At 59.9% G+C, this 14,535-nt stretch carries 10 protein-coding genes; all 10 read right to left on the bottom strand.

Going from position 1 to position 14,535, the window contains the following annotated elements; all coding sequences use genetic code 11:
* Positions 1-15 precede the first annotated feature (15 nt).
* Complete coding sequence (locus tag DBY20_06705; GenBank protein ID PWL78541.1) at positions 16-543, bottom strand: signal peptidase I; 528 nt, start codon at positions 541-543, stop codon at positions 16-18.
* 60 nt (positions 544-603) lie between these two features.
* Complete coding sequence (locus tag DBY20_06700; protein ID PWL78540.1) at positions 604-1,602, bottom strand: hypothetical protein; 999 nt, start codon at positions 1,600-1,602, stop codon at positions 604-606.
* Positions 1,602-2,375, bottom strand: coding sequence for a hypothetical protein (locus DBY20_06695; protein ID PWL78539.1), 774 nt, complete (start codon positions 2,373-2,375; stop codon positions 1,602-1,604). The genes DBY20_06700 and DBY20_06695 overlap by 1 nt, the downstream gene beginning before the upstream one ends.
* Before the next feature lie 14 nt (positions 2,376-2,389).
* Positions 2,390-3,076 carry a hypothetical protein gene (locus tag DBY20_06690; GenBank protein ID PWL78538.1) on the bottom strand — a complete coding sequence of 229 codons (687 nt, stop codon included), beginning with the start codon at positions 3,074-3,076 and terminating at the stop codon, positions 2,390-2,392.
* Positions 3,077-3,091: 15 nt separating this feature from the next.
* Positions 3,092-3,634 carry a hypothetical protein gene (locus tag DBY20_06685; protein PWL78537.1) on the bottom strand — a complete coding sequence of 181 codons (543 nt, stop codon included), beginning with the start codon at positions 3,632-3,634 and terminating at the stop codon, positions 3,092-3,094.
* Between the two features lie 26 nt (positions 3,635-3,660).
* Positions 3,661-6,399: a hypothetical protein gene (locus DBY20_06680; protein PWL78536.1), complete on the bottom strand. Its 2,739-nt coding sequence runs from the start codon at positions 6,397-6,399 to the stop codon at positions 3,661-3,663.
* Between the two features lie 90 nt (positions 6,400-6,489).
* Positions 6,490-7,188, bottom strand: a complete 699-nt coding sequence (locus DBY20_06675; GenBank protein ID PWL78535.1) for a hypothetical protein — start codon at positions 7,186-7,188, stop codon at positions 6,490-6,492.
* 12 nt (positions 7,189-7,200) lie between these two features.
* Entirely contained in the window at positions 7,201-8,580 is a 1,380-nt protein-coding gene (locus tag DBY20_06670) for a hypothetical protein (protein ID PWL78534.1), read from the bottom strand.
* Position 8,581: 1 nt separating this feature from the next.
* A complete protein-coding gene (locus DBY20_06665) occupies positions 8,582-13,129 on the bottom strand; it encodes a CoA activase (protein PWL78533.1) in 4,548 nt (1,515 codons plus the stop codon).
* Between the two features lie 26 nt (positions 13,130-13,155).
* Complete coding sequence (locus tag DBY20_06660; GenBank protein ID PWL78532.1) at positions 13,156-14,520, bottom strand: hypothetical protein; 1,365 nt, start codon at positions 14,518-14,520, stop codon at positions 13,156-13,158.
* Positions 14,521-14,535 lie beyond the last annotated feature (15 nt).

The following is a 14,535-nucleotide window of genomic DNA, read 5'->3' as shown; positions in this document are numbered from 1 at the left end:
TCCTTTTCGCCTTATCTAGGCGCGTCGCCTTATCCTGTCGGCAGCAATGCACAACAGCAAGCCTACGACGATGAGCAATGCGATGGAGACTTTCCCAACGGGCGTCGAGACAGCCACCGCGAGATAGCCAAGCAGCGGAATGCTGAAGATAACCTTGCCGACCACCTGGCCGTACGAAACGGTAATTGGATCGGATTGCTCGTTGGCATCGCCCTTGGTCACGAGCTCCCACTCGGCCAAGTCGTTCTCGACAACGCGATGGGTCACGGGAACGTTGGAATCTTGCGCGTCAACATAGGTGATGACGTCTCCTGCCACAAGATCTTGCGGATCGACACGCTCGACGCAGACCAGACTACCCACAGGAATCTCGGGTTCCATGGATTGCGTGGCGATGCAGAACATGTTTACGCCAGCAACAGCGGGAATGACCAGAAACGCGCTGAGCGCCAATGCAACCACGATGATAAGCGTACCGACGACAGACAGGATACGTGCCGAAACCGGCCTCTTCTTGCTATGCTTGCCCAATGATCCTCCTATAGCAACGGGCCCGCATCATGCGGACCCGTATAATCATACCTGCTTTCGGCTCGAATCGTCTTAGAAGTCTTCTTTCCTGCGATTGCGCCGCCAGAGCACGAAGGCCACAACCAACAGAACGACAGCGCCGGCAATGAGGGCGATGGATACCCAGTTATTCCAGGCAGACGATGCGGCGTTGGCCTGCGCGATGTCGTCAGCAGAGCTCAACGGCGTCTCATCATCGGTGATGGTCAAGCTCTCGATCGGCGCACTCAAGGGCGTGCCGTCTTCCGTCATGACCTCGGTACCGTCAGGAGCAACGACGCTCTGGGCGCTCTCGGCCGTGCCCGCAGTCACGGCTGCCGCCGGAAGAGACGTTGCCGGGCTCGGGGTGAGCGCCACGCGATCGCCTGTTGGGGTGACCACGTCGATGGTGCCGTCACCGTTCTGCTCGGTCGTATAACCCGTGGCAAGGCGAGCGTACGTGAACGTGATGACGTTCTGGTCGGGATCTCCGGTAAGTGCGAGCGTTGCCGTATATGCATTGGGCACGTAGTTCTCGAAATACGGGGCAGCCGTTGCCGGCGTGTCGCCGATGTCGCCCATGAACTTCTGGGAAGCGGCGAGCTCGTTGCCCGCGGCATCGACATAGCGCACCGTATACTCAACGCGATCGGCCAAGACACCGTACGCGATGACATAATCGGCATCCTCGGTCACCGTAACAGTGCCACTGAGCTTGCCGTTAGCGTCAACGTCTGCGACGTACACAACATCCTTCACGTTATCGAGACCGGCTGGACGTGCGCCCTTCGCATAGTACTTGCCATCGGTAACAGTAATGTTGGCTTGCCCCAAATCGACGGTGTCGCCATAGTGCACGCCAGTCCACTCGACCATGTCCTGGCCGTTGACCGTACCGCGATTTCCGCCATACAGGCGGATGGTGTACGTGGTATCGTCGGGCGCCGCAAAGGCGGCTGCGGGAAGTCCCATGCACAACGCAAGCAAAAGCGTCAGGACGACGCCAAACAGAGCAGCGCCAAGATGTCGCATCGTATGTTTTGCAGCAGTCATTACTTGCCACCTTCTTTCCTTGTGCTCGAACGCCTACGAATGGCAACCCATGCCACGAGGGCGATAATCACTACGGCAACCGGAAGACCGAACTTCACCATATCGCCAGTGCTGGGAAGCCTGGAGCCGCCGGTGGCCTTATTCGCGGGGGTGCTGGATTTGTCCTGGGTCACCATCTTGCCGCCGGGAACCTCCGCGGCGAACTCGAGTCGGAGCTTTGCCTCGGTATCGAAATAGCTGTTGCCATGAGACTCGGGGTCAAGCGCCACGTAGAGCGTGACCAAACCCTGGCCATGCGCCGGAAGATTGTCGAGGAAGAACCATTCGCCCGTTGCCGTGGTCGCGTCAAACAGGCCCTCGGAATCGGCGCCTTCGCCGGAAACGGTCTCGTTGCCGATGATTGTCTCGGTCTTGCCACCAGGCCCCGTATAGCTGAGCCTATAGGTGTAGGAGCCGCCCTTTGCGAGCTCGGTCTCCATGGACTCGAGAACCGAGTTCTTCATGTACCAGCTTGCCTCCTCATTGCAATCGTTGAGGAGTTTCACGTCGAAGGTCGCGGAATCACCCGGCTGCATGCCGGAAAGCGTCTTGTTGATGTCCGCCGTGCCGTCAGATGTCATGGAGCTGCCCGTGAAGGTCACGGTCCAGCCATCCGTCACCGCCCATGCCGTGGAGGGAAGTCCCGCAAACGCCGCGCACCCGATGATGACGGCAAACGCCACTGCGGCAGCGGCGCACGTCACGCGCGCAACGAAACCTGTCCCGTTGGTCATGTCTCGCGCGGCACTCACTCGCTAGCTCCCTCGTTCCAGCCAAGGCCCAGGGCCTTGACGTCAACACCCCAGGCGCTCTTGGCGGCATCGACGGCATAGCTGGTCTGTACCGAATCGACTTGCGCCGAAAGCGCGACGCGCACGCTCGCATCGTCGCCCAGCAGGTCGATTACGCTGGGATCGATCATGATGGCACTCACCGCGGGGCTGGCGGCGCTCGCATTCGGATCAAGCACATCCTTGTAATAGAAAACGAGGCGTTCGTCCGTGCATTCATCCTCGTTCAAGACCCAATCCTCGCTCGCAGAGACGAGTTCGATGAGTGCGGGATCTATTGCAGGCGCCTTGGAGCCGTCTGCCGTCTCCCAGTACTTGCGCACCGTAAGGCGCACGTACTCGCCCATATCGGTATCGTTCTTGACCGAGAGGGCCTCGGCGTATTCCTTACCCGGAACCAATTGGTCATCACCGGCGAGCAGCTGGCCAAGCAGGGCGTCCTCGCCCTCGACGACGGCGCCGTTTTCGGTCAGGTTCACACCCAGATGCGTCTGCGCGATGCCCGCGACGTATTGCTCGCTAAAATACGCAAGCTGCGCGCGCGAGGATTGGACGACTCCGACAACGCCCAGACCAAACAGAATCAGTGCGCCGATCACCATGAATGCGAGGGTGCGGGAAGAGATCTTCTTAGCGTTTTCCATGATTATCCTCCCGTCCTAGAGATTGCTCGCGGCGCCGACGGGGGCGAAGGTGCCCTCTGCAAGCGAGATCACGCTATCGCCAAACTTCGCGCAAAGCGCGCCGTCCTCGTAATAGGCGACACCGTGTTGCTGGAATACGGTGATGTCAAAGCTGCTGGGCGCGTCATCGCTTGGCTTGACGTTGACGTCCAGGCGCTCCGTCGTGGCACCCGCCATGAGCGGCTGCGCGTAGTAAATCCATCCATCGTCCGAATTCAGGACGACCCAGTTGCTCGAAGTCGACCCTACCGACACCGAGGCGAACTCCTCCGAAGGATAGACAGCCTTGAAACGAACCACCACGGGAACATCCCCCGTGTTCTTGATGGCGATGTCCTTGTTCATGCCATCGAACTCCTCCTCGATCTCCGTGCCGGGAGAAGTCGCGAAGGGCACCGATCCCGAAGCGTTCGACGTATCCGTGTAATACGCAAGGGAGATGCCGACCGTCGTCAAGGCAAACAGGCAGATTGCCAGACCGGCGACTGCAATGCGCTTGGTAAGGTAACTGCTTTTCATGAGGAACCTCCTTTCGTCCCCGTGGGTTAGTCGGTCACCGGCTCGCCGTCTTTGTAGCGCTGCCAGGTAATCTTTCCATCCTTGTCAATTACCTTCTTGTAGGAATTGACGATGGCGTTCTCGTAGGTGTTCTGGTCGTCGAACGTATTGCTAAAGCTCACGGTGAACTCTCCGCCAACGCCAGCGGTGACATGCACGTGCTTGCGCGCGATATCGACGACCTTCATGTTCGTAGCCGAAAGCTCCTCGATGGCGTAGTAACCCTCATCCAGACCGGTGAGCTCGGTGCTCTGCACGCCATTGGCGGTCAGATGCATCGCAAGCGTGCCTTTCCAGGTGGCGTTCTGCGCATTGCCGTTCCTCACAAACGCCACGCAGTCCGCCTCGGTATCGAACCTGTACACGTTGAAGGCGACGTTTGCCTCGTCGTACTTGCCAAAGTCGAAGCCCTCGAGATTCTTGGTCACGGTGAGCTTGCTACCCGCAGGCGCGTTGGTAAACGTCACGCCAAACTCACCATTGCCAGACTCGTCTAGGACAAGCTCGCCATAGACGCCCGTGGCGGTCTTATCCGTTGCACCGCTGGGCGCAAGCAGGCTGGAAACGGACGTGTTATCAGTATTCACGATCGTGTCCTGAGTTGCCTGCCCAAAGCCAAGGTCCTTGCCCGTATCGACCGTGTAACCTTGCAGGCTGTAGCTCTTTGCGACAACGCCCTCGAGAAGCTCGTTGACGATGACGGCACCCGGCTCGCCCTCGACATGCTTGTACGGAACATCCGCGAAGGTGATGTACTGGCCAGCCTTGAGTTCGATTCCCGTCACCCTGTTCTGAACCACGTTATATGTCTTCGAACCAATCTCCTTGCCGTCACTCTTGTTGTAAACAGTGCCGGTAATGGACACGGGCTCGGTATTCGTTCCGATGTAATGCTCCGGAGTTGCCCACTCAGGCGAAATAATCATCTCGAAATCAAACGTGGCATCGGGATCATCGACACCTTCGAGCATCTTGGAGATGGTGACCTTTGTCTTGCCATCGACCGGTGTCTCCTGCGAAGGCGGAGTCACCTGCCTGTTCGTGACGGTCACGGTCGTCAGGCCATTGGCGCCCAGAATGCCGGTGGCCGTACCCAGGGCACTTGAGTCATGATGTGCATCCCCGTCCTTGGTGACGGCACACGTGCCCTTGTCGGCACTGACAGTGCCAAACTTATATGAGGCAGCGGGCTGCTCCTCCGTGCCTTCCTTTGCCTTGTAGGAAAGCTCCTTGATGATGTACGTGCCGTCTTTGTCGTCAAGGGCAAAGGGCATGCCCGCGAACTCGATGCTCTCGCCTGCGCGCAGGCTGAAGGTAATCGCATGATTCTCCTCGAAGACGTACTCCGATGTCACCGCGTTTCCAGCGGCATCGACAAGCTTGCCGGAAACCTTGCGACCCTTATACGACACGTCTTTCCCGTGTTCGGGTGAAACGATGAGCTCGAAATTGAAGACGGCATTGGGGTCATCCTTTGCGTCATCTGCAGACTTCTCGACGTTTTTGGTGACCTTTAGCGGTCTCGGGTCGAGCACCTTCTTGTTGGTGAAGACGACCTCGGTGGCGTGGGTGATGTACTCTTCGCCATATTGATACCATGACCAATTAGGCGTCACTTCTTTGTGATCTTTATCGTAATAAAACCGAACCTCACTGCAGAGCGCAACAAATTTGCCATCTACAACATAGCCACCGCCCTTATCAGTCTCTCCGGCACTAGTATTCGGCTCATCAACGACATTTCCATCAAAATCGTAGTAGACCCAGCCATTTTGATTAATGTTGAAATACCAATTTGCAGTCGCCGGATCAGTATCGTTATTGAAATATATATCGCTGTAATAGTCATCCGAACCACAGTTTGGATCAGCAATTTCATTACCATTCGCGTCAAAGAACGTATATTTATAATCGTAATCGTCTTTACCGCAATTAGGTTCATTCACCACATTGTCATCATCATCGTAATACGTGTATAGATATTCCTTGTAGTTGTCATAAGCGGTCTTGGCAGTGGTGCCCGTGCCATCGATCGTGCCTTTTGCAGCATCGGGGCGCACCTCGACTCCCGAAAAGTCGTAGCCGGCCTTAGCAGCGGCACTGTCGTAACCGATGAGCTCCTTCACGATGAAGTTGCTATCCTTTTTATTGCCATGTTTATCGTAGGCATCATCATAGGCAAATGGCATGTTCTCGAAGAGGATGCGCTGGCCGGCCTTGAGCGAGAATCTAACTGTATGGTCCTTGATGCCAAGAGTCACCATGCCCAGAACGGGATTGCCATAATCGTCTATCGCGTCTGTTACGGCCGTCATGCCATTGATCGTAGCAGCTTCCGAAGCGCTACCGGCATCAACGGCGGCGGGCGTAAGGATGGCCTTTCCGGCGTCATCATAGGTGACGTCGTAGACAACACCCTCGACTGACGTGACCTTGGAGCCTTTAGTGTCCTTGTCAATCTGGTTAAGCTCGTCATTGACGTACTCGGGCGAGACGGTCAGCTCGAAATCGAACAGCGTGTCGCCCGAGGACTCCGTCCCCGGCTCGAGCTGTTTCTCGACGGACACCGGCTTTAGGACGGGATTGTAGCTGCCACCCTCATAGCCGTTGGCTATTGCGGCAAATGCTATGGCAACACCCACCAAAACGGCCATGATCGCCACTATTGCCATGGGGACGAACTTCCGCCTGGAAGCTCCCTGCGCCTCGACGTTTGCACTACTCATACGCCACAACCTCCTCGTCTCACGAAGGTCTTCTCTCAGTCGTTTTCCCCGCTCAAGGAGGAAATAGCGACAGTAATTCCAAGGTAGCTATTATAAGCGAGCGTTGACCTCACGGGCAAGGGCGGGGAGTTTACCGTTGAGATACGGACCGGGACATATCGTATCCGGATTGAACATGCGATGGGTCGTCAACGTGCCCCTCTCATCACCCGTGTAAGTGAACTCGGTGATGTCGTTGCGCTTGCAGATGTCGACGCAGAGCTCGACGAGCGCGTCGTAAGCGGCATCGCTCACGTGCCAATCCCCGTCCGCCTCGTCGTTGGCCACCTCAATGGTGATGGCACGCTCGTCGTTCTCCCGGTCGCTCGAGGTCCAGGCCCGGTTCTTCTCCTCGACGTAAAGGGCCACATTACCATCGCTGTCTATGGCATAGTTGGAGGATGCGCGCCGGTCACGGTCAGAAAAGCGGCTACCCAGCTCCTCGAGGGAAAGGTCACCGGCCATGTGGTGGATCGTGATCTTCGTGATGTCGTCATCGCGTGGGAAATCCGCGTTGGGACTCAACATCACATAATCGGTAAGCGGACTGTTATCGGCGATGACCTGCGCCTGTTCCTCCTGCGTCAGCACACGATCAACGTTGTCGGGCAGGGAGCTGTATTCGGCAATGCAGAGAACGGCCACAGCCATGACGAGGACGACAAAGCCGGCGAGCAGCAAGCGCGCGACACGCCATGGATGCCCTGGGGCACCTGGGGCGGCAGCATCGTATCTCACATCGTCTCCCATGGCTCCACCTCCCTAGATTCCCAGCGCGTAGCAGAGGGCAAGAGCGGCAAACCCCAGGGCAAAGGCCCCGGCAAGAATCTTGACCGGTGCGCCGCACAGGCACGCCCCTGTCTCTCGCGGGGAGCCCGCCGTCACCATCATAAGACCGGTAATTGCCGGGAAGAAGAAGCTCGTGTCGAACATATTGTGGACGAAGAAGGCGATGAAGCCACCACGTTGCTCGGGATTGCGGCGCTTGAGAAAGAAGCGCACGACGATGACCAGCAACATAAGCGCCGCTATGAGGCCAAACTCCACGGAGATGTGCAGCAGGCTGTTGTGGATGTGCCAGGTGTTGAAGTACGTGTCGCCATCCGCCATGTTCAGCATGCGCCACTGGTAGGGGCCGACGCCGAAGAGCGGATTGACGGACAGGTAGCCAAAGCCGTTGCCCATCATCTCAAGGCGCTCGACGAAAGTTGCCGGCGCACTGCCGCGAATGCATGCGGCGACGACGGCAAGGAGGGGTCCCAGGATGGCAAGGGGCACCGTAAGGCGCATGTGCGTCCGCAGGTAGTCATCAAGACGGGGCCAGAACACCACGAGCACAGCGAGGTAGGCGAGCGTGACGACGTTGAAAAGCGGCAGGTCGCCCCAGGATGGCGCAAGGTACAGGCATAGGCCCGTCCCCACCCCAATCGCGAGCTTGACGACCATGACGGCGGCGTCGGCACCCACCGTACCCCAGGTCCGGTCGCGCTTGCCGTAGAGCAGCATCGCGATGGCACCGATAACGAGGGCGCCAAAGCTGCCGAGCGAAAGCGTGAGGGCAAGGGCCACGAGAATGATGGGCTCACCGTGGCGCAAGACGCGGTCGGGTGTTTCATCGGACTTGAGGGCACGCAGGGCGAACCAGGCAATCACCAGAAAGATGCCCTCGGCATTCGCACCGGAAAGCGGCCAGCTCAGCCGGGACACCACACCGCCGAACGCGTTGCAGGCGAAGAGCACGATGGCGACGGCGGCCGCCACGATGGCCCAGGCAACGCATCCCCGACGCATGAGGAGCGCCTCCTCATCACCCATGCTGGCTATGGCCAGGTAGATTGCGAGGAAAACCACCTCCACGCATACGTAGCCTTCGGTCAGGGTTCCGTAGGTGGCGAAGGTCGCGACGGCGCCTATGGCGATGTAGATGACGAGCGGTATGAAGATCCACAGGTCAAGCTTCATGCTGCGCTTCGTGAGAATGGCGACGCAGAGCATCGCGCCGAGTGCGCATACGAACATGGCGTTTCCGACGCCGGTGAACGACAGTGCGACGATGGCCAACAGCATGCAGATGGCCACGCAGTTGTCGCTCACGAACTGGGCAACGTCGAAGCGCGGGGTGTCTGCGGACCTCGCGCCCACCCTAGGCCCTCGCAGCGTCTTCCTCGACACACTCCATGACCTGTGCGGCTTGCTCCTCGGCCTGTTCCTTCTGATTGTTGAACGCAACGGCGATCATGAGCTTGATGCGGTTGAGCTGGTTGACCTCGCTGGCACCCGGGTCATAGTCCACGGCAACGATGTTGCTCTGCGGGTACTGGCGGCGCATCTCCTTGATGACGGCCTTGCCCACGACGTGGTTGGGCAGGCAGGCAAAGGGCTGGCAGCACACGATGTTGGGCGTGCCCTCCTTCACGAGCTCGACCATCTCGCCCGTGAGCAGCCATCCTTCGCCCATGGTGTTGCCCAGGTCGATGATGTCGCTTGCGCCCTGTGCGATGTCCTCGATATGCATGATGGGCTCGAAGCGCTCGGAGGCGGCCAGCGCCTTGCGCACCGGGTCGCGCAGTTTCTCGAAAAAGGCGACGACGCCCTTGGCGCCCACGTACTTCTTGAGGTTGGGCGTGAGCTCCTGGTGCCTGAACGCCGGGTTGAGCATGCCGAAGAGGAAGAAGTCGACAAGGCCGGGCACGTTTGCCTCGCAGCCCTCCTCCTCGATGATTTGCACGATCTGGTTGTTTGCCGTGGGATGGAACTTCACGAGAATCTCGCCCACGACGCCCACGCGCGGCTTACTTCCGAAGTTGACGCAGGGCAGCGTGTCGAAGTCGTGCACGATTTCCTTGATGGCGCGTTTGACATCCTTCCACTTGAAGTCGCACACGTTTTCCTTGAGGTAATCCATCCACTTGCGGAAGAGCTTGTCGGTACTGCCCGGAACCTCCTCGTAGGGACGCACGCGATACAGGCACATCATGAGCAAATCGCCCAGGATAAGCGCCGGCACAGCCGTCTTGAGCATCGTGGGAGTGACCTCGAAGCCGGAGTTGCGCTCGCCCGTGTCATTGAACGACAGCGAGATGACCGGTACGTGGTCAAGCCCCGCCTCGTGCAGGCCCTTGCGGATGAGCGAGATGTAGTTGGTCGCGCGGCAACCGCCACCGGTCTGCGTGATGATGAAAGCCGTCTTGTCCATGTCGTACTTGCCGCTGGTGGCCGCTTCCATGATCTGGCCGGTGACGAGGATGGATGGATAGCAGATATCGTTGTTCACGTACTTGAGGCCCGCATCCACGGCCGACGGATCCACGCTCGGCAGCAGCTCCATGTTATAGCCGTAGTGATGGAAGATGGGCACGAGCAGCTCGAAGTGGATGGGCGACATTTGCGGAGCGAGAATCTTGTAGCCCGCATCCTGCATCTCCTTCGTATACTCGGCACGTGGGAACTCGGTCGATGCCGCGTCACGGTTGGGCGTGAAGTCGAAATCGATGCTACATTCGCTTGGCAGCTCGGGCTCGACGTCGACGGAAGTCGCGTCGCCCCTGTCCGTGCGCAGCGTCTCGACGGAACTTGCCGCGATGTCGACAGCCGCCGTGCTCTTGCCGGGTTGCACGGGCATCTCGCGCAGTTCCTCCTGCTGGCGCAGTGCGGCCATGAGCGAGCGAATGCGGATGCGTGCCGCACCCAGGTTCGAGACCTCGTCAATCTTGATGACGGTGTAGACCTTGCCGCTCCCCTCGATGATCTCCTGCACTTCGTCGGTGGTGAGTGCGTCGAGACCGCAGCCAAAGGAATTCATCTGCACGAGATCGAGATCACTTCGCTGGGTGACGACCTTGGCTGCGTTGTAGAGGCGCGTGTGGTACATCCATTGGTCGTACACGCGCAAATTGCGCTGCAGCTCTCCCAGATGCGCCACGGAATCCTCGGTGAGCACGGCCATGCCATAGCCGCAGATGAGCTCGGGCAGCGAGTGGTTGATCTCGGGGTCGATATGATAGGGACGACCCGCCAGCACGATGCCGTGGCCGTTGTTCTCCTCGATCCAGCGTAGGGTCTCCTCGCCCTTGGCGCGCATGGTCGACTTGAAGTCGAGGTCCGCCTGCCACGCAAGGTCGATGGCATCGGAAATCTCGACACGCGTGGGCCATTGCATGGCCAGCACATCGACACCTTGGGCCTTGAGGTCTTCCTTGCGCTTCTTCACGAGATGCTCGAAGAGGCGCTTCTTGAGAGCCTTCTTGTCGTCGTAGGGAATGAACGGGTTGAGGAATTGCGTGCGGCTGTCTTCGAGCTCGTCGATGTTGAGCTTGAGCGCCTCGGAATAGCTCATGACGATGGGGCAGTTGTAGTGGTTGTTCGCACCCTCGTCCTCCTGGCGCTCCCAGCGAATGCAGGGCATCCAGATGAAGTCCACGTCCTTGTCGAGCAAGTCCATGATGTGACCGTGCGACAGCTTGGCCGGATAGCAGGCGTTCTCGGAAGGCATGGACTCGATGCCGGCCTCGTAGGTCTTCTTCGTGGAGGGGTCCGAGAGTACCACGCGATAGCCCAGATGCGTGAAGAAGCTGTGCCAGAACGGGTAGTTCTCGTACATGTTGAGTGCACGCGGAATGCCCACCGTGCCGTACTTGGCGGCTTCCTCGACAAGCGGTTCGCGGTCGAAGAGCAGCTTGTCCTTGTACGCGAAGAGATTGGGCACTTCCTTGGCCGGCTTCTTGATGCCGGCGCCGCGCTCGCAGCGGTTGCCCGTGATGAAGCGACGATGCTTGCCCGTCTCCTCGTCGATGCCGAAGTCGTTGATGGTGAGCAGGCAGTTGTTCTCGCAGCGTCCGCAGCGCACCGCCGTGTGCTTGATCTTGAGCTCGTCGATTTGCTCGGGGCGCAGCAGCGTCGACCTCGCGCCCGTCGCACGATCGCGTGCTAATAGCGCGGCACCCCAAGCGCCCATGTTGCCGGCGATGTCGGGGCGAATCGCATCGTGCTCGCTCAGGTTCTCGAAAGCACGGAGCACGGCATCGTTGAGGAAGGTGCCGCCTTGGACCACCGCATGCTCGCCCAGCTCGGAAGCATCGCGCAGCTTGATGACCTTGAACAACGCGTTCTTGATGACGGAGTACGACAGGCCCGCCGAGATGTCGGCCGGCGTCGCGCCCTCCTTCTGCGCCTGCTTGACGCGGGAGTTCATGAACACCGTGCAGCGACTGCCCAGATCGACGGGGGCCTCGGCCTTGAGCGCCTCGGCGGCGAACTCCTCGATGGGCATGTTGAGCGAGGTCGCGAAGGCCTCGATGAAGGAGCCGCAGCCTGCCGAACAGGCCTCGTTGAGCATGATGTGCTCGATGACGCCTTCCTTGACGTGCATGCACTTCATGTCCTGGCCGCCGATATCGAGGATGAAGTCGACGTCGGGACAGAGCTCGCGCGCGCCACGCAAGTGCGCGACCGTCTCGATCTCACCGGAGTCGGCCTGGATGGCCTCGAGCAGCAGTGCCTCGCCGTAGCCCGTCGTGGTGGCATGCCCGATGGTCACGAGCGGATTGCCCTCCGCATCGCGTGGAATCTGATCGAAGAGATCACCGAGCATGGCGCGAGCCGCGCCGAGCACATCACCCTTGTTGTTGACGTAGTAGCTATAGAGGATCTCGCCCTTCTCGCCCACGAGCACCGACTTGAGTGTCGTGGAGCCGGCATCTATGCCGAGATACGCCACGCCGCGATAATCGGCAAGGCTCGCCTTGGGAACGGTTGCCTTGGCATGGCGCTTCTTGAACGCCTCGTAATCCCTCTCGTTTGCGAAGAGCGGCTCGAGGCGCTGGACCTCGCTACCTTGGATGCTACCCAGGTTCCTCATGCGCTCCTTGAGCTCGGCGAGACTCACGATGTCATCATTGGCCTCGGAGGCAAACGCCGCACCGCGCGCGACGAAGAGGTGCGATTCCTCCGGGATGATGGTCGTCGCGTCGGTGAGCTCGAGCGTCTCGATGAAGCGCTGGCGCAGCTGCGGCAGATAATGCAGCGGGCCACCTAGAAAGGCAACGTTGCCCCGAATGGGGCGGCCGCAGGCCAAACCCGAGATGGTCTGCATGACGACGGCCTGGAAGATCGACGCGGCAATGTCCTCGCGCTTGGCGCCCTCGTTGAGCAGGGGCTGTACGTCGGTCTTGGCAAACACGCCGCAACGCGACGCGATGGGGTAGATGATGTTGTGCTCCTTGGCCATCTCGTCCAAGCCGGAGGCATCGGTGTTGAGCAGGGCCGCCATCTGGTCGATGAAGGCGCCCGTGCCACCGGCGCAGGTGCCGTTCATGCGCTGCTCGATGCCGCCATCGAAGTAGATGATCTTCGCGTCCTCGCCGCCGAGCTCGATGGCAACGTCGGTAGCGGGAATGATGCGCTCGATGGCCGTCTTGTTGGCGATGACCTCCTGCACGAAGGGCACGCCGAGCCAATTGGCCAGCAGCAGGCCGCCCGAGCCCGTGATGGTGATAGTCGCGTTGCCATCCCCCACGGCTTCGAGCGCCTCGTCGATGATCTCGACGATGGTCGCGCGAACATCGGAATGGTGGCGGCGATACACGCTGAAGACGATTTCGTCGTTCGGGTCGAGCACGAGCAGCTTGACCGTCGTCGAGCCTACGTCAACACCAATCCTGAGCGTGTCCTGTTTGCTGTCCTGGGTACTCATATGCGTCTCCTCAGGCGTATGGACGACTAGTTCTTGAGCGAGTTGATGGGGGCGGGGATACGTCCGCCACGATGCGCAAACACCGTGCCCGCATGCGTGTTGACCGGCATGACAGGCGCCTCACCGAGGAGACCGCCGAAGTGCAGGGTCTCACCAGCGGCCCTGCCGATGGCCGGAATTACGCGCACGGCGGTAGTCTTGGTGTTGATCATGCCAATGGCGGCTTCGTCGGCGATGATGCCGGCAATGGCCTCGACGGTCGTGTCACCGGGAATCGCGATCATGTCGAGCCCTACGGAGCATACGCAGGTCATGGCCTCGAGCTTCTCGATGGAAAGGACGCCGTCCTCGGCTGCCTTGATCATGCCCGCATCCTCGCTGACGGGGATGAAGGCGCCTGATAGACCACCGACGCTCGAACTCGCCATGACGCCGCCCTTCTTGACCGCGTCGTTGAGCAGCGCAAGCGCCGCCGTCGTTCCCGGGCCGCCTACCTGGCCCACACCGATGGTCTCGAGAATCTGCGCCACCGAATCGCCGCGGGCAGGCGTGGGGGCAAGCGACAAGTCAAGGATGCCCTTCTCGTAACCCAGACGCTTGGCCGCCTCGCGCGCGATGAGCTCACCGGCACGAGTGATCTTGAAGGTCGTCGCCTTGATGGCCTCGGCAACCTCGGTCATCGAAGCGTCCTTGGGCAGGTCCTCGAGCACGGCGTTGACGACGCCCGGCCCACTGACTCCGACGTTGATGACCTCGCCGGCCTCGCCGCTACCGTGCATGGCGCCGGCCATGAAGGGATTGTCCTCGACCATGTTGCAGAACACGACGAGCTTGGCGCAGGCGATGGAGTCGCGGTCGGCCGTGACCTCGGCGCACTCGCGGATGACCTGAGCCATGCGCAGCACCGCGTCCATGTTGATGCCAGCGCGGGTCGAGCCGATGTTGACGCTCGAGCAGACGATATCGGTGCTCGACAGGGCATGCGGAATGCTATTGATGAGACGGCGGTCGCTATCGCTCATGCCCTTTTGCACGAGCGCGGAGAAGCCGCCGATAAAGTTGACGCCGACTTCCTTGCCGGCACGATCGAGCGCGGCGGCGATGGGCGTGAGGTCTTCGGCTGTCGTCGCTCCACAAATCTCGGCGATGGGCGTAACCGCGATGCGCTTGTGGATGATGGGGATGCCGAACTCGCGTTCGAGCTGCTCGGCGCAGGGCACGAGGTCCTTGGCTGCCGTCGTGAGACGGTCGTAGACGCGCTGCGCCATGACGTCGATGTCCTCGTGTACGCATCCGCGCAAGGAGAGCCCCAGCGTAATGGTGCGGATATCGAGATGCTGCTGCGTCACCATCGAAAGTGCTTCGACGACCTGCTTCGGTTCTATAGCCACGGGCGCTCCTTTTGC

The organism is Coriobacteriia bacterium (assembly GCA_003149935.1).
Lineage (GTDB): Bacteria > Actinomycetota > Coriobacteriia > Coriobacteriales > QAMH01 > QAMH01.
Note: the sequence above shows the minus strand (reverse complement) of the source record. Positions and strands in the feature narration are given on the sequence as shown.